Source organism: Haliscomenobacter sp. (assembly GCF_041740695.1).
In the GTDB taxonomy this organism is placed as follows: Bacteria; Bacteroidota; Bacteroidia; order Chitinophagales; family Saprospiraceae; genus Haliscomenobacter.
This window is the reverse complement of the sequence record NZ_JBGSLK010000143.1, coordinates 52,023-68,087: the sequence shown is the minus strand read 5'-3', so window position 1 is coordinate 68,087 and position 16,065 is coordinate 52,023. Positions and strand designations below refer to the sequence as shown.

12 protein-coding genes are annotated in these 16,065 nt (G+C 47.8%); 5 read left to right on the top strand and 7 right to left on the bottom strand.

Features of this window, described 5'->3' with window-relative positions; genetic code table 11:
• Positions 1-129 precede the first annotated feature (129 nt).
• Together ACEW9O_RS29495 and ACEW9O_RS29490 are read left to right on the top strand one after the other, a co-directional pair.
• Complete coding sequence (locus ACEW9O_RS29495) at positions 130-1,134, top strand: succinylglutamate desuccinylase/aspartoacylase family protein (RefSeq protein WP_373553834.1); 1,005 nt, start codon at positions 130-132, stop codon at positions 1,132-1,134.
• Between the two features lie 28 nt (positions 1,135-1,162).
• A complete protein-coding gene (locus ACEW9O_RS29490; protein WP_373553833.1) occupies positions 1,163-2,083 on the top strand; it encodes a hypothetical protein in 921 nt (306 codons plus the stop codon).
• 64 nt (positions 2,084-2,147) lie between these two features.
• On the opposite strand, the gene ACEW9O_RS29485 is transcribed toward ACEW9O_RS29490, so the two are convergent.
• The 4 genes from ACEW9O_RS29485 to ACEW9O_RS29470 all read right to left on the bottom strand — a co-directional run bounded on the left by ACEW9O_RS29485 (position 2,148) and on the right by ACEW9O_RS29470 (position 6,350).
• Entirely contained in the window at positions 2,148-2,903 is a 756-nt protein-coding gene (locus tag ACEW9O_RS29485) for a hypothetical protein (protein WP_373553832.1), read from the bottom strand.
• 77 nt (positions 2,904-2,980) lie between these two features.
• Positions 2,981-3,496, bottom strand: coding sequence for a hypothetical protein (locus ACEW9O_RS29480; RefSeq protein ID WP_373553831.1), 516 nt, complete (start codon positions 3,494-3,496; stop codon positions 2,981-2,983).
• A 72-nt stretch (positions 3,497-3,568) separates the two neighbouring features.
• Entirely contained in the window at positions 3,569-5,176 is a 1,608-nt protein-coding gene (locus tag ACEW9O_RS29475) for a PepSY-like domain-containing protein (protein ID WP_373553830.1), read from the bottom strand.
• 85 nt (positions 5,177-5,261) lie between these two features.
• The gene (locus tag ACEW9O_RS29470) at positions 5,262-6,350 is read right to left on the bottom strand and encodes a hypothetical protein (protein WP_373553829.1); all 1,089 of its coding nucleotides are present in this window, start codon (positions 6,348-6,350) and stop codon (positions 5,262-5,264) included.
• A 215-nt stretch (positions 6,351-6,565) separates the two neighbouring features.
• Here ACEW9O_RS29470 and ACEW9O_RS29465 point away from each other — a divergent pair, with 215 nt between their 5' ends.
• Complete coding sequence (locus ACEW9O_RS29465) at positions 6,566-7,978, top strand: hypothetical protein (RefSeq protein WP_373553828.1); 1,413 nt, start codon at positions 6,566-6,568, stop codon at positions 7,976-7,978.
• Between the two features lie 135 nt (positions 7,979-8,113).
• On the top strand, positions 8,114-9,007 hold the full coding sequence (locus ACEW9O_RS29460) for a CorA family divalent cation transporter (RefSeq protein ID WP_373553827.1): 894 nt from the start codon (positions 8,114-8,116) through the stop codon (positions 9,005-9,007).
• A gap of 134 nt (positions 9,008-9,141) precedes the next feature.
• On the opposite strand, the gene ACEW9O_RS29455 is transcribed toward ACEW9O_RS29460, so the two are convergent.
• From ACEW9O_RS29455 to ACEW9O_RS29445, 3 genes are all read right to left on the bottom strand, one after another.
• Positions 9,142-10,782 (bottom strand): RagB/SusD family nutrient uptake outer membrane protein, encoded by a 1,641-nt coding sequence (locus tag ACEW9O_RS29455; RefSeq protein ID WP_373553826.1) that lies wholly within the window; start codon positions 10,780-10,782, stop codon positions 9,142-9,144.
• Positions 10,783-10,850: 68 nt separating this feature from the next.
• Entirely contained in the window at positions 10,851-11,477 is a 627-nt protein-coding gene (locus tag ACEW9O_RS29450; RefSeq protein ID WP_373553825.1) for a response regulator, read from the bottom strand.
• Positions 11,478-11,719: 242 nt separating this feature from the next.
• Positions 11,720-14,680: a two-component regulator propeller domain-containing protein gene (locus tag ACEW9O_RS29445; RefSeq protein ID WP_373553824.1), complete on the bottom strand. Its 2,961-nt coding sequence runs from the start codon at positions 14,678-14,680 to the stop codon at positions 11,720-11,722.
• A 322-nt stretch (positions 14,681-15,002) separates the two neighbouring features.
• Here ACEW9O_RS29445 and ACEW9O_RS29440 point away from each other — a divergent pair, with 322 nt between their 5' ends.
• Positions 15,003-15,980 (top strand): Rpn family recombination-promoting nuclease/putative transposase, encoded by a 978-nt coding sequence (locus tag ACEW9O_RS29440; RefSeq protein ID WP_373553823.1) that lies wholly within the window; start codon positions 15,003-15,005, stop codon positions 15,978-15,980.
• Positions 15,981-16,065: the final 85 nt, after the last annotated feature.

The following is a 16,065-nucleotide window of genomic DNA, read 5'->3' as shown; positions in this document are numbered from 1 at the left end:
TGCTGCTTCGGCACTGAAAAAGTAGGTATTTTAGCTTTTGTACCTTACTTTTGAAGCGTTCAGGTTCGGTCAGGTATATCTTTCTGTATTGTAGACCCACCGAAATCCGCAATCCGCAATCCGAAATCAATGAACACAGGTTATTCCCGTAGCAAAGCCACCCAAAGCAAACCCATCAAAATTTACAACACGCTCATTGAAGCGGGGCAGTACGCTGTGATCAAAATTCCAGTGGGGCGCATCCCTTCTGGCAACATCATCTCCATCAAGGCGCATGTGTATCGGGGACCCCGGGTGGGGCCGTGTATGTTGGTATTGGGCGGGGTACACGGAGATGAAGTGAATGGGGTAGAAATCGTGCGCCGCTCGGTCGAGCAGGGCGTTTTTAACCACCTACATGCTGGAACGATCATTGCCATCCCCTTGTTGAACGTGTACGGATTCATCAATTTTTCGCGGGATGTACCCGATGGTAAGGACGTAAACCGCAAATTTCCAGGTAATGCCAATGGCTCATTAGCCTCCCGGGTAGCCCGGGTATTTACACGCGAAATTTTGCCCGTGATCGATTTTGGCATCGATTTTCATACCGGAGGTCGTGGACATTACAACTACCCTCAAGTGCGTTATACTACCGAACACGGACCGAGTTTTGAACTGGCTCAAGCTTTTTCGGCACCATTCACCATTTCCGGAAAGGCCATCAAATCGTCCTTGCGCCGCACAGCAGTGGAGTTGAACAAACCCATCGTGATTTTTGAAGGAGGGGAAAACCTGCGCTTTGACGAATTTTCGATCCAGCAAGGGATTTTGGGCATGCGCCGGGTGATGCTACACAAAGGAATACTCAGCGATGCCCCACCGGCCGAAGCCAGCAAACATTTTGCGGATGCGACCTGGTTGCGCTCACCCCGAGCAGGGATGTTCCATTTGGTGAAATGTTCGGGTGAACAAGTGAAAAAGGATGAAGTCATTGCGTACATTACCGACCCTTTTGGGGAAGAAAGAACCCAGGTCAAAACCAAAAAAAGTGGCTACATCATTGGCCACAACAATACCCCGGTGGTGAACCAGGGTGATGCACTTTTTCACATTGCCTATACCCCCAAACCAAGGTTTAAACAAAAAGCTTAACCCCCCAACACTTAAACCATCAATCGTCATGCCTTTTATACTGCTGGCTTTTTCCAACAAACAAGACAACTACCTGGAATACCTCCAAAAAGAAACTTCCGAGTTGCGCAAGATTTTGCTGGGACTACAAGACAAACTGGAGTACGAAATCATCAGCAATGCAACTACCGATGATCTCTTCGATGCCATGACTGCTTATCACTATCAGGTCACCGTGTTTCATTACGGTGGGCACGCCGATAGTTTGTACCTGGAGTTGGAAAATCGTGCCCAGGGTATCGAGCAGTTCATTCAATTGTTGAAGGGGATGGCCAATTTGCAAATCATTTTCCTCAACGGTTGCTCCACCCAAGGGATGGTGAGCAAAATCCTGGAGGGCATCGGCCGGGATGTAGCCGTGATAGCGACCTCCACCAAAATCGACGACCAACGCGCCTTTAGTTTTTCCAAAGCTTTTTATTCCTCTTTTACCCAGGAAAATCAAACCCTGGAAGGTGCCTTTGAAATGGCCAAATCAGTGCTGGAATCTACGGATATTCAAGAAACAACTTTCCGTCAAAGTGTGCCGCGCAGAACGGGGGATACTCCTGCGTCACCGATGCCTTGGGGAGTATATGGTAATATGGATTTTACCAAAAAAATTCAACTCATCAAAGCGAGTGCGGTTGCGCCGCTCAGGCTATTGCCGGGTTCCTTGGCTGAATTCAAAGGCAAACTTAAAAAACTGATAGCACTTGGCGAGATTGATGAGGCCCTGAATATGGCAGAACAAAAATTTGGATTGATCGACATTCTTGTTTCCATCCTGGGGCGCTGGAATCGACACAAAAAGGACATTCAAAGAGGGAATATCATTGCGGGTTCTGATTCGGCAAGATTAGAGGAAAACCGCATCGGCAACAGCATTGCTGGATGGTTAGAAGGCCTGGATGAGGATGACTGGAAATAAAAGCACCTTCGTCATGCGATGATCACGAAGGCGCCCCAAGCAGATATATTGTATCTAATACTCACTAGTTATTTAAAGCACCCTGCCGAATCCAGTTGCGGATTTTGCGGATGTCACAATCCGGTAACTTGCCACTTTTGGGCATGGCGCTGTAGCCCGGAGACTGGACCAGACTACCCAAAAACTTACCATTGTCGACATATTTTTTGATCTCTGCATAAGTACTCAGCAGAATTCCACCACCTGAAGCAGCTGTACCACTGTGGCAACCCTTGCATTGCAAAGTGACAATGGGTAGGATGTTGTTTTTAAAACTGGTTTGGGTAGAATCACAGATGCCCTCACAAGTCAGGTTTTTGGCACCTTGCTGGATCCATTTCAAAATGCTGGCTTTATCCGCATCACTCAAGGCTGCCATAGGCGGAGGGGGCATCCGTTCGCGGGTGCTGTGGAGGGAGGAATAAATTTTGCTGCTTGCCGGGCTGTTGACCCGAATGCCGCCCGTTTTGATGGTATTGGCGTATGTGTCCAAAATGATTCCTTCTTCGCGGGAAGTGGCATCGTGACAACCAGATAATGCGCAATTGGAGCGCAAAATCGGCAACACCGACAATTCAAAGTAGATCGAATCCGGTGAGCAGGGTTTGCCCGTGGTTACCGTTCCCCCTCCGGTTCCACCAGTGCCTCCGGTGCTGGTCGTATCCTGGGTTCCAGGATTAACTTCACCAATGTAAATGTATTCTTGTTTGCAGGCAAAAATCAGCAGACTCAGCACAAAGCTGATGGCTGATGCCTTGATAAAAAAATGTTTGGATACCATGGTAGTTTTGTGTTTTTCCATAAAAGCTTGGCCACATTGAACAAGCCAAAATTAAAGCAATTGTACTCAAACAGCTTCTAATTTCTTTGGCAAAATACACTGCCATTGGCCTGGAACATCACCCGTACATCGGAACCACCACCGCCGCTGTTTTTTTGCAAGCGCACATAATACCGTTTGCTGCCATCCGTGTATTGGAGTTCTTCTACGTCGTTGTCGTCCTTTACTTCGTAACCAGCAAACAGTTTGCTCATGTTGCTGGATACCGCAGCCGGGAGTTGCCCTTCGGCAATACGGATCGCTTTAAACACAAATTTTTCATTGAGGTCAAAAACCAGGTGAAGTTCCTGGCTGCCTTTCTGGATGCCAACTTTGATCAGGTACTGATCCTTGCACCAGTCTTCTTTTTCTACTTCGTAAATGCTGTAGCCTGCATAGTTTTGGGAAACGTAGGACTTGATGCCAGCGGATACATTGGTGGTACTGGTATTGCTGTTGTCTCCAGAAGGCGTTGCATCATCTTTGCCACAGGATGCAAAAATCAAGGCCAGCGCAAACAAGGTTGGAATGAATTGAACAAATAACTTTTTCATATTGACGATTTAAATGAACCTGTGCGGCGTTGTTTGGGCCGCACAGGCTTCCATTGACTAAAAAGGAACTTATTACTTCTTCTGACAAAACACAGTACCATTGGCGTTGAACATCACCCGTACATCGGAGCTACCGCCACCGCTGCTTTTGCGCAGACGTACATAGTAGCGCTTGCTGCCGTCGGCGTAAGTGAGTTCTTCTACGTCGTTGTCGTCTTTTACTTTGTAAGCAGAGAATTGAGTTTTAATGGCGTTGGCCACGGCGCTAGGTAGCGCTGCTTCTCCAATCCGTTTGGCTTCAAAAAGGAATTTTTCGTTGAGGTCAAACATCAGGTGCACTTCCTTGCTGCCGTTTTTGATGCCCACTTCAATCAGGTATTGATCATCGCACCAGTCTTCTTTTTCTACTTCATAAATAGTGTACCCTGCATATTTGCTGCTTACAAAATTCTTGATGGTGGTGGAGACATTCACGGTAGAGTTGTTGCTGTTGTCGTCGCTGCCGCCTGAGTTGCCGCTGCCATTGCTACCAGCGCCACCGTTGTTGCTGTTGTCATCAGCGCCACCGGAGTTGCCACTGCCTGAGCCTGAACCATTGCCAGAACCACTGCCGCCAGTGTTGTCATCGCTGCTGCTAGAACTTGTTTTTTGGCAAACGATACTGCCATCAGCCCCCAACATCAAGCGCAAATCCTTACCTGCACTGGAACGCAAGCGTACATAGTAACGTTTGGTGCCATCAGGGTAACGCAATTGTTCGATAGACTTATCGTCTTTGAAGCTGTAAGTAGGGTATTTGGTTTTTAGGACATTGCTTACGGCTGTGGGAAGACTTGTTGCACTAATCCGAATGGCGTCGAAGAGGAACTTGCCCTTGAGGTCAAACATCAGGTGCAGTTCGTCGCTGCCTTTTTTAACTCCAATTTTTAAGACGTACATGCCGTCACAGAGGTCTTCTTTTTCAGCCTCATAAGCCACATAACCCGGGTATTTGCTGGCGATGAATTGCTTGAGGGAGTCGGGAATGGTCGTCAGGCTAATGCTGCCAGAACTGTTGCTATTGTCATCAGTGCCACCAGAGTTTCCGCTACCATTGCCATTTCCATTGCTATTGTCGTCTCCGCTGGAATTGTCATCGCTGCTGCTTTTACCTTGGCACCACATTTCACCAGCTTTGGAGAAGATGATTTTGACATCGTTGCTCAACTCAATTTTAAACGCAGCTAAGCCGTATTCGTGCTTCAATTCCACCTCTTTGATGCTCACGTTGGGGAATTTTTCCTGTAGGTAAGCCTTGATGTTGGCTGGAATTTTGTCAGCAAGGTAGTACTCGCTGCGCTCGTTGTCGTCACCAATGCTGATCAATTCTCCTTTGGCGTTGAAGAGGATTTTTTTCTCCGTGCCTACCTTTTTTAATTCAACCCCATAAAACAAGGAGCTATCTTGAGTAAAGACATACACATCGTGCGTCGTAAAGTCGCTGTAGTTTTTTTGCAGGTATTCCTGTGCAGCGATAGGGAGTTTATTGAACGAAGTGCTCGTTTTGCCAGCGCAGAAAACATTGGCACTACCATCCAGTTGGAACAGCTCTTCGGCTGATACAGTTAAGGATTCTTTGCTACAAGAAGACATGCCTACGGCAAGCGCGGTGATGAACCACGCGAAAAAGAACTTTTTCATCGTTTTGATTTTTTTTTGGATTTTGACTGGCGTATAAAAGGTGCCTGGCTCACGGATGAGCCAAGCTAGCCCACTACATAATCAGTCAATATGAATGCGTTAGAATAAGCGATTTGTTGACAAAACCTGTTTCACCACTGCCCTTCAGCAGGTACACACCCGGCGGATTGTCGCCCGCATCGATGCTCCACTGCCCGGGACGATGCTGTTGAAGCCGAATGGGAATCACCCGCCCCAGTTGATCGTACAAGGCCCAATGTTGGATATCCAGGGGTGTTTCTACCCAGAATTTTCCACGACTGGGGTTGGGACTGATTTTTAACAGCTCCGGATCGTGTTGTAGATTTTTGACCCCCACCAGTTTGGGATTATTGGTCACAAAAATGATCAGCGTATCGTGAGCGATGGCGGTCGATTTAAAATTTTGATCAACCATCAGCACACTATCGATGGTGAGGCGCAAGGTATCTACCGGGCGACCAACGATGATGTCTTCGATTACCAGTTTGATTTTACCCATACGCCCAAAACCGGTGGCGACTTTTTGGTTGGTGCGGGTGATGGCCAGCTCTGCTTGTCCAGTATTGCCTGGGTCTACGTAAAGGTCTTTGCTGTCTTCTCCAGTCCCTTCGTACCAGGGTGCCACTTCGTCTTCAAAATCACTTTGGCGGACCAGTCTGCTGGTGTAACCCATCTGTAGCGCCAGGCCGTAAAAATTAACGGGTTGGCTGGCGTCGCCCAAGTTTACATCAACCAGGATAGTGGCACCGGGTGCGACAATGTTTTGCGCAGTGCTGAGTTTGAGTTGAGGGGCTTGGCCTTTAATGCCTTTGGCAAAACCATCACCTTTTACAGTACCGTGGGTCAAACCAAAATTAGGCTCGATGACCTCCTTGCTGTCTTTTTCATCAATTTCACCATCCCCATTGCCATCAGCGTAGGCGAAGTTCAAACCATTGGTGAAAAATTGCGACCAGGCTGTAAAATTTTGCGCTTGCCAAGTCGTGCTGGCGTTGCTGCGTACTGGACCCTTGGCGTTGTAGGCCAAACCTACATAGAGCAAATCAACGGCGTTTACTTTACCGCTGTTATTAGCATCACCGGGCCACATGACTTGTGCCTGGGTACTGAACCCAAGCAAGAGGCAGATGAAGATGCTAAAAAAGTATTTCATAGAGTGCTTGTTTTTTCGTCTCGTGCAAATCATAGCGTAAAGGTAGGGGCAAATAGTATACATTGTCAAGCTTCCTTAGATTACATTTTTGGTGCTTTGTCGGTGATTAAAATCAATACTTGTGATCAAAATAATCCAAATTGGACCTACATTTACAGTGCTTTCAAGTTTTAATTTAAATTTTAATTTAATTTGAAATAATAATTTGTCAAATTTTGGAAAAGAAAAAGCTCTACCTCAACCTACAAATATTGAGCGCTGATGAAGTAAAAAAGCTGCACAGCCTCATCCACTCGGGTTATTTTCGCCAAAATGAAGCCTGTCAAAAGCTTTTGGTGTACCTGCTGAGCTTTTGGCCCAACTACCAGCAGGCTGAGTTGGAAAGGGAGCGGGTTTGGGCGCAGCTTTTTCCCGAACAAGCATTTACAGATAAACAATGGCGCTACTGGTGCAGTGACGCAGTGGGCTTGATCGAGTCATTTTGGACCCTGGAAAAACTCTTTCAATCGAGAGCTCTACCCGATTTGCTCCTCCACGAGATATTGTCAGAAAAAAAACTAGATAAAAACTTTCAGGAAGTCAATCGCCGCCTGGAGGCCCGTTTCACCAAAGCCCAAACTCACGATGTATCCTACCTCAAGGAGCGCCTGCATTGGCTGAATACCAATGAACTGGCTTTCCAACGCAGCCGCCAACGCCGTTTTGATCTCACCATACAACATTCCTCGGATGGCCTTGACGCCTATTATTTTTTGCAAAAACTACAATATGCCTGTGTTATGCTGGACAGGCAGGCCATTTTGCAAGGGGAATACGATACCGGGATTTCGGAAGCCTGGGTAGCGCATTTGTTGTCGCGCAATTTTTTTGGAGAGCCACTCATTCAATTGCATTACGTAATTTTGAAGGCTCTACAGGAAGAGGCCAAGGAGGAGCATTTCGCCACCCTGCGGGAAAGTATCCTGGCAGAGACAGGGGAGGGGAGCACCCTGCGGGATGTGTACTTGTTTGCCATCAATTATTGCGCACGGAAAATCCGCCAGGGCAAAGGGCAGTACGTTCAAGAAGCACTCACCTTATATTATCATGGCCTGGAGCGGGGACTGCTGTTGGAAGGTAAGGAAATTTCGCCCTGGACTTTTACCAACGTAGTAAAACTTTCGCTGCGCCTGCAACAGTTTGCCGAGATTGAACAATTCATCGACCGGTATGCCGATCGCTTGCCCAATGAGCTCCGTGCTGATGCCCTCGCCTTTAACCGCGCCGAATTGTACTACTACACCGGACGGGTCGACGAGGCACAAAGTTTGCTCAATCAAGTGAGTTACACAGATTTAAATTATTATCTGGGAGCCAGGGTGCTCTTGGCAAAACTCTATTACGAATCGGGCGCGAGCAAATCGCTGCTCTCCCTCCTGGCGGCATTCACCATTTTTTTGAAGCGCAACCGCCAAATTTCCAGCGCCCTCAAACAGACTTACCTCAATTTTTGTGAACTGCTGTTTCAGCTCATCCGCCGCAAACCTGAACAAATGGAAGCTTTGCGGGAAAAAGTGGAAGCGGTGCAGTTGTTGACGGATCGGGGTTGGTTGTTGGAGATGCTCGGGAAGAGGTTGAGGGAGGTTTAGGAAGGTTGAGAAAGTTGAGAGCTACCGCAGCGATTTTGACAAAGTCCTTGTCTAAGTCGCTGCGGTAGCTCTCAACCTTCTCAACCCCTCAACTCTTCAACTTTTTCCTTAGCTTGCATCAAAAAATAACGCCAAGTGGAAAAAAACATCTACCAAGGCAGTTTTACCTGGCTGGACGTTACGCAGCCCACCAAAGAGCAGCTCTTGGACATTGCCGCGCGGTTCAATTTGCATCCCTATACGGTGCAGGATTGTTTGGAGCCGGATCATTTGCCCAAGTTTGAGATGGATGGGAAAGCACGTTTCATCATTGTGCGCTCCTACAACCCTAAAGAACTGGAAACCCCCCACTCGGTACAGGACCTGACCAGCAAAATTGCACTGTTTTACACCGATGATTGCCTCATCAGCATCCACCGTTTGCCGCAACCTTATATTGAGGAAATTGTGAGCCGTTACTTGGGGAAAGGACACCATTTAAAGCCCTGTGATGTTGTAACTCACGTGATTTGGTACGCCGTATCTACCTACGCAGGCCCGGCGCAATACCTGGATGATGAGGTGGATAAGATTGAAACCGCCATTTTTGCCCGGCACTCGCGGGGCAAGTTCGAGGAAAAACTGTACCACCTGCGGCGCATGGTGAGTGTGAACAAAAAACTGCTGACTTTGACCGAGAAAGTCATCGCTGAAGTGCACCACGATACCCACTCCAACCCCTTCATCCAGGACCTGAAAGACCTGACCCTGAAGCTGCACAGCAACTACGAACAAATCCACGAAGACGTCTCGAACCTTCTGAACATTTACATCTCCATCTCGGCCCACAAGACCAATGAGGTGATGAAGGTACTTACCATTTTTTCGGTCTTTTTTATGCCCCTGACTTTTATCGCAGGAATTTATGGGATGAACTTTAAGTACATGCCAGAGTTGAAAGAGGTGTGGGGTTATCCGGCGAGCTTGGGGTTGATGCTGGTGATTATTGTGGTGATTTATGTGTGGATTAAGCGGAAGAAGTGGATGTGAGGAGTGAAAAGTGAATAGTGAAAAGCAGGTAGACCAAAAGCCTTTCAACTGGTTTGTACAATTTTTTTGCTTAAAAATTTGGAATGAAAAGGGAAGTGCATTTTTTTTCACTTTTCACTTTTCACTTTTCACTTTTAATACCCCGGATTCTGCCGCAACCCCCTTCTCCGATTCAACTCATCCTGTGGTATGGGCCAAAGTTCGTGCTTGTCTGTTTTGAAGTTGACCCCCTTATCCTGTTTCTCTCTTTTGTTGCTGGTCTCGTAAAAATCAGCACTTCCTTGATTGTAGGTCACAAAAGTACCAAGGATACCAAAGGTTTGGCTGAGCTGCTTGGTGCGCCGCAAATCAAAGAGGCGATGCCCTTCAAAGGCCAATTCCGAGCGGCGTTCCTTATAGATGGCATCGAGTAAGTTGGGTCCACTCATGCTGGTGGTTTCCCTGACTTTGGCCCGTTTGCGGACCTCATTCAGGTAACCTACTGCTGTGCTGGGATCATTGCGATGGTAAGCCGCTTCAGCTGCAATCAGCAGCAGGTCGGCGTAGCGCATAAAGATCACGTTGTTGGGCAATTTGGTGCCCGAGCCACCAAAGCGCTGTAGCGAAGGGGTGTATAATTTTCGGCTAAAGCGCGCCGATTTACTTACGTCCGGGCGGGCGTTGAAACGTTTGGTGGTATCACCTGGAACGGGTTGTTGGTGTTTGATGATGGTCCACTTGAGGCGCACACTGTCCTGATCCGCTAGGTAGTGCCGTTCAAGATTGGAAGTAGGGCACAAGTAGCCCCAGCCTTTTTCGGCGCGGGTACCACACATGAGCGGAATTGGATTGCCAAACGCATTAAAAGACCACACTCCGGTACCAATGCTAAAGATGAACTCGCGACTGTTGATGTTGCTAGGGTTCCACAGGTCGCCAAATTCAGGCTCCAGGATGTAGTCACCAGCTTCGATCACTTTTTTGGCGGCAACCAGCGCGCCTTCCCAGTTCCCATCGTACAATTCTGCTTTTGCTAAAAAAGCCAGCGCAGCACCTTGGGTAGCGCGGCCACGATCTTTGGCATTTTGTTCGGTCAAAGTGGGCAATACGGCGGTGGCTTCCGTAAAGTCTTGTTTGATTTGGCGGTACACCTTGGGAACCGATGCCCTGGTCATCGTATCCAGGTACTCGGTGGTGACCACAGAGGTGATGATGGGCACGCCACCAAAGTTTTTGACCAGCTCAAAATAATAAAAGCCCCGTAAGAATTTTGCTTCAGCTATCAACCTGTTTTTTACATTGTCATCAATTTTGGAGGCACTCAGCCCAGCAATGGCACTATTGCAGAGGAAAATACCTTTGAAATTGGACTGGTAAAAATCGCGCAGGCGCTCACCACGCGTATCCAGGGTGTAATGCCCGGCTTGCATGATTTCGATTCGGCGTTTGAAAGGGGGCGCGGCAATGGTATCGTTGCGGGTTCTGTTGGAATCCAGCGGATTGTTGGAAATGCGCGGTGGATTGATGTCGTAGTTTTTGACGGTGTCGCCTACCCAGGCGTCGTCGGTGGCTGCATCGTTGCACATGCGCCAGAAGTGCACTTGCCACCAATCGTCGAAAGCCAGGGCATTGTAGCACAGCCGGACTGCGCCATCGCAGTCATTTTCAGTGAGGAAACGTTGTTCTTGAGTCGAGAGTTCGATGGGGCCTTCGAGCAGGTTTTCTTCCAGTTTTTCACAGGTCACCAGACCAATCACCACCAAAAGGAAGAGCAATACACGTAATACTAGTTTCATTCCAGTCCTTCTTTTTAATCTGCAAATCTAACGCTTATTGCCCATTTTTAATTTCCTGCCAAACAAGTTTAAATAAAACGTTTGTCTTTAGCCAGCTTGATGGCATCGGCCTTGGAATGTACGTCGAGTTTGAGGTAGATGTTTTTGATGTGTGACTTCACGGTTTCCATGTCGATGTACATTTCTTCAGCAATGCGTTTGCGGCTTTTGCCGAGGGCGATTTGTTCCAGGATTTCGGTTTCCCGGCGGGTGAGGGGCGAGTTTTGGTTGCGGTGAAAAGATTTGATGACCAATCGGGCTACGTTGGCGCTCATGGCACCGCCACCTTCCATTACTTCTTTGATGGCATCAACCATTTTTTGGGGACTGGCATCCTTGGTGAGGTAGCCGCTGGCGCCGTTGACCAGGGCTTCAAAAATGGTGTGCTCGTTTTCGTAAACCGTGAGCATGATCACCGGGGTATTGGGCAGGATCTTTTTGATCTTGAGGAGTGCATCAATGCCATTGAGTCCGGGTAGCTCAATGTCAAGCAGGATGACATCGGGGGTGTCGGCGTGGAGCCTTTTTGCGGCCTCTTCGTAGGAGGCGTAGGTGCTGATCACGGCGTAACCTTCCATGCCGCCGATGAGGTAGGCATAGCTGTCGCGGATGGTTTCGTCGTCTTCGATGAGGGTTACGTTTATGGTGTATTGCATGTTCTTATGTTTAGCCTCCATGGCGAATGAATTTTTTTTGAAATAACCGTTCTCAATTCTTAGGTTCGGAGCGCATGAATTGCCTCCAGCTTTAGCTGGTGGATAAACAGCGAACGCTAGTTTTTGGGCTTTAGCCCCAATTGCAAACCGAGATTTGGGCTAAAGCCCATTTAAAATTTGGCCTTTGAACCACCAGCTAAAGCTGGAGGCAATTCAATCGCCAGGATCTAAAGAACGGTTTTTCAAACAGTGGCGCTCTTTTTTTCTTTTAAACCAAAGCGGAGCTCAAGTCGGGTACCGCCGAGGGGTAGCAGCGCAAAGTCAAGCTGAGCATTGATGCGTTTGGCGCGAATCTGCATGTTGTCGATGCCGTGGCCTTTTTTGATGTTTTCCAAATTAAAACCTTTGCCGTTGTCGCGCAAGATGATCCGCCACGCCTGATAACCAATGGGCATGACCTCAAAAGTTACCGCTTGTGCCTGGGAGTGTTTGAGGCAATTGTTCAGCGCTTCTTTAAAAATCATGATCAGGTTGCGGCTGTAATCGATGGGGACATGAACATCGTGGTAACTGTCCTCAATGCCCTCACAGCTGAAATCAATCCCTGTATCGGCAAAAAGATCTACGCCCAAATCGCGGATGCGGGTCAGGATTTCAAAAAGGTTGTCGCTAGAAGGATTGAGCGACCAGATGATGTCGCGTGCGCCGCCATACAATTGCACTGCATTTTCTTTGATTTGCTGGACGATGCCTTTTACATCGGGCTGTTGAGGGCCGAGTTTGTTTTGCAGAATTTCGGTCAATAGGGCGATACGGGTCAACTTGTTGCCCAATTCATCGTGAAAATCTTCGGCCGTACGGCGGCGTACTTTTTCCTGCTCTTCCTGCCGCAAACGATCAAACTGGCGTTTACGCCGCAAACGCAGGCGCACCCGGATCGATTGAATCGCTACCCCCAGGAGGACCAAAAAACCAATGGTCCCACCTCGAAACCAGGCCATTTGGTAAAAAGGGGTAATGATTTCAAAGGGATAATTGAGGACTTTACGGGTCCATTGACCAGCTTTGTTGCGGGAACGTGCCTGAAAAACAAACTTGCCTGCTGGCAAATTGGGGTATTCTACCTTACGGTTGTTGGAGAGCATCGACCAATTCGAATCCAATCCACGAATGCGATACTGGTACTGCATACCTTGAGGATCTCGCAATGAAATCGTAGCAAATTCAAAACCAAGGTGATTTTTGCGAGGGGGCAAGCGCAAGTTTTGGGGTACGTTGTAGCCGGGACTGAGGCCTTTGTTCCATTGCCCAGCTTGGACGGGTTTGGAAAAAAGTTTGACCGATTGTAAAATGACCTCGCCGGGAGGGGCTGTTGCTCTAGGAGCTTGAGCATAATAACGAAACAAACCTTTGGTGGTGCCAAACCATACTGAACCATCTCGATCAATCAAAGCTGCATGTTGATTGCTTTCCCAATTCGGGATGCCAGCGGTGGCACTAAAATTGTCGATTTGATAGGTTTGGGTTTTAGCATCAAACACCAAACGGGCAAAACCATGCCCAGTCCCGGCGTAAACAATGCCTTTTTTGCTCACGCTGAGGTTGTAAACAATATTGGAGGGCAAACCTGATTTTTGGCTGAAATGTTTGAATGAATTGCTGAGCAAGTCCCATAAAAACAGACCATTGTCTGAGCCAATCCATACTTTTAAACCCTGTTGTGCGGCACAAATGACAGTTGATTTGCGCAGCAAATCTGGTTGCTCGCGCAGGATATTCCGGTCGTGTTGCAACAGCAATATCCCCCTGGTACTGCCGACCAGCAAGGAATCCTGGCCAATGTCCAAAAAACAGGAACTAAAAAAGTTGTAGGCCTTGAGTTGTTCGAAACGGCCACTGTCGTAACGCATGATCCCGCTGGGTGTACCAATCCAAATGCGCTGCATCCGATCCTCATACACATTCAGTACGACCCCCTGAGGTAGACCATCTTTGGCCCTGAGCAATTGGGTAAACTTACTTTGTTGGTATCGCCAGAGCCCCATTCCTTCGGTGCCGATCCACAAACGGCCACTATGGTCTGCAATGATGGAGTTGATGCGTTGCGCTCCAGCTGGAGGTAGCCGAACGGCTTCAAATCCCTGTTTGCCCAAGCGGGCCAAACCACCTCCGTAGGTACCTGCCCAGATTTGCTGCGCAGAATCCCGACAGATGCTCATCACCGAAGCTGTGGGTAAACCTATGGACTCATCGTATTGCTCAAACGTATCACCCCCATATCTGAAAACGCCATCCCCGCCAGTCATCGCCAACCAAAGCTGCTGCTCGCGGTCGATGAATAGATCGCTGACAATGTTTTGGGAAAATCCATTGTTGCGGTCAAAGCGCCGGATGCCATCTGACTTCATTTGGTATAAGCCATCCTGGGTGCCCAACCAAAGGTTTTTGTTTTGGTCAAATGCCAAACGCCTTACTCTTCCTTTGACCATTTTCGCAAAACCAGGTGGGTTGAATTGTTCGTATACCCCATTTTTGCGGCGGTACACGCCACCCCGGGTAAGCAGCCAGAGGTTGTGATCGGGATCGGAATAAAGCCGGAATGGTGCATGGAGCGCTTTGTCGCCAGCAGGCAGTTCAATTTCCTGCCATTGGCCTTTGCGCAAGGTGTATAGGGGTGCATCGGGTCCACAAACCCAGATTTGCCCCTGGTGATCGGCAAAAACCTGGCGAAAGGCATGGTCTTCAGGTAAGTCTGCTTTAATGATTTTGCCTCGGTCAATACCGTAGACTTTGTCTTTGGCAATGCACCAGATTCGTCCCTGTTGATCTTCCGCCAGAGAGCTAACTTCACTTTGTTCGGGCGCTTTTAAAAAATAATAGTTCTTGAACCGGGATCCATCGTAACGAGAAAGCCCATTTTGGGTGCCTATCCAAATCCGTCCCTTGTGGTCGGCTAAAATCGTCATACAGATGTTGTTGGCCAAACCATCGTTCATGGAAAACCCCGTAAAATGCTGGCCGTCGTAACGGGAAATGCCACCCATTGTGGCAATCCACAGATGGCCTTGTTGGTCCTGGCACAGTGCATTGGCTTGCGACTGGATGAGGCCATGTTCTACATTCAGATTGACGAAGTTGTACTTCTGCGCCCATACTCCCGTCAACATTACCCAACTTATGGCCCAACATATGCTTCTTTTCATCCTGTAGACAATATGCTAGCAAGTTACAATTTCGTGCATAAAAATGAAACCCCTACCAAATGGGCAGGGGATCATGAGAAACTGCTCTATCGTCGGGTGAAAAAATGTCTTTACCAGCAGACCAAGTGGTTGGTGGATAAGACAAAATTATGATGAAAATGTGGGATGGAAATCCCCCGGTTGGGGGGAAAATAGGGGGCGTTGGGGCAGCCCTAGGTGGCTGCCCACTGTCCAATCCCCCCAATTTGCCCTGGTCAAAACCCGCCAAAAGTGACTTGCCCTCCCCGTTCCTGCCTCCTACCTTGTGTACAAATCACGCCGCATGCCCAATAAACCCTCCAAGCCTCACGATGAGTTTTTCAAAGCCACTTTCGGCAGGCTGGATATTGCTCTGGATTATCTACAAAACATGCTGCCTGCAGCACTGCAACAAGATTTAGACCTCAGCAAACTGGAGCGGGTCAATGGATCATTTGTTTCGCCAGCGCTACAGGAGTATTTTTCTGATGTAGTCTACCAAAGTCCATTAAAAATTGGCAAGCAATCCGTGGTGCTGTCTTTTATTTTTGAGCACAAAAGTAAACCCGAACCTCGTCCCCATTTACAGCTCCTGCGCTACATGCTGGACGCCTGGACGGAGCAATTGCACCAAAACAACAAAAAACTGAACCCGATTATTCCAATCCTGGTGTATCACGGCAAGCAAGGGTGGAAAAAGCGGAATTTTGACAGTTATTTTGGAAAAAAACTGCCAGAAAGTATCTTGCCATTTTTACCGCGTTTTGACTACATTTTTACCCACGTCACGGATATGAGTGACGAACAAATTTTGGAATTGGGCACTGGCTTGTTGATCAACACTTTTTTGATGCTCAAACACATCCATGATCCAGATTTCATCATGCAAAACGCAGAACTTATTTTTATCAACTTAACCGAACCCCATAGTCAGCAGGATTTCATTGTGTTGGTGCTTGCGTATTTTTACAAAAATTCGCAACTTGCAAAAGAAAAAATCTATAGGTTCATTCAAGACTTACCAAAAACGCTAAACAAAACTGCCATGAGTACTTATGACATGATTCTTGCAGAAGGAATAGAAATTGGTATCGAAAGAGAACGCCAACGACTTGAAGAAGAACTAGAAGAGTCCCGTCAACAAGTCAACAAAGTTATCCTTTACCTCTATCAAATTGACCAAAAAACGCCCGAGGAAATAGCCCTAATTGTAAGCAAAGACCTGGCTTACATCGAAACCCTGATCAGCAATTCAGCGGAAGAGAACATCGCTGACAACTAGTAGTCTTTAGCCAACCCAAAAGAATAGGATGTGGGTGTGGAGGTGTGAGTCTGTGGATGAAACAAATTTATGCAGGAGTTAACAA

Coding starts and splice junctions, on each gene's coding strand:
- ACEW9O_RS29495 (WP_373553834.1), top strand. CDS start 130: ATGAACACAGGTTATTCCCGTAGCAAAGCCACCCAAAGCAAACCCATC.
- ACEW9O_RS29490 (WP_373553833.1), top strand. CDS start 1,163: ATGCCTTTTATACTGCTGGCTTTTTCCAACAAACAAGACAACTACCTG.
- ACEW9O_RS29485 (WP_373553832.1), bottom strand. CDS start 2,903: ATGGTATCCAAACATTTTTTTATCAAGGCATCAGCCATCAGCTTTGTG.
- ACEW9O_RS29480 (WP_373553831.1), bottom strand. CDS start 3,496: ATGAAAAAGTTATTTGTTCAATTCATTCCAACCTTGTTTGCGCTGGCC.
- ACEW9O_RS29475 (WP_373553830.1), bottom strand. CDS start 5,176: ATGAAAAAGTTCTTTTTCGCGTGGTTCATCACCGCGCTTGCCGTAGGC.
- ACEW9O_RS29470 (WP_373553829.1), bottom strand. CDS start 6,350: ATGAAATACTTTTTTAGCATCTTCATCTGCCTCTTGCTTGGGTTCAGT.
- ACEW9O_RS29455 (WP_373553826.1), bottom strand. CDS start 10,782: ATGAAACTAGTATTACGTGTATTGCTCTTCCTTTTGGTGGTGATTGGT.
- ACEW9O_RS29450 (WP_373553825.1), bottom strand. CDS start 11,477: ATGCAATACACCATAAACGTAACCCTCATCGAAGACGACGAAACCATC.
- ACEW9O_RS29445 (WP_373553824.1), bottom strand. CDS start 14,680: ATGAAAAGAAGCATATGTTGGGCCATAAGTTGGGTAATGTTGACGGGA.
- ACEW9O_RS29440 (WP_373553823.1), top strand. CDS start 15,003: ATGCCCAATAAACCCTCCAAGCCTCACGATGAGTTTTTCAAAGCCACT.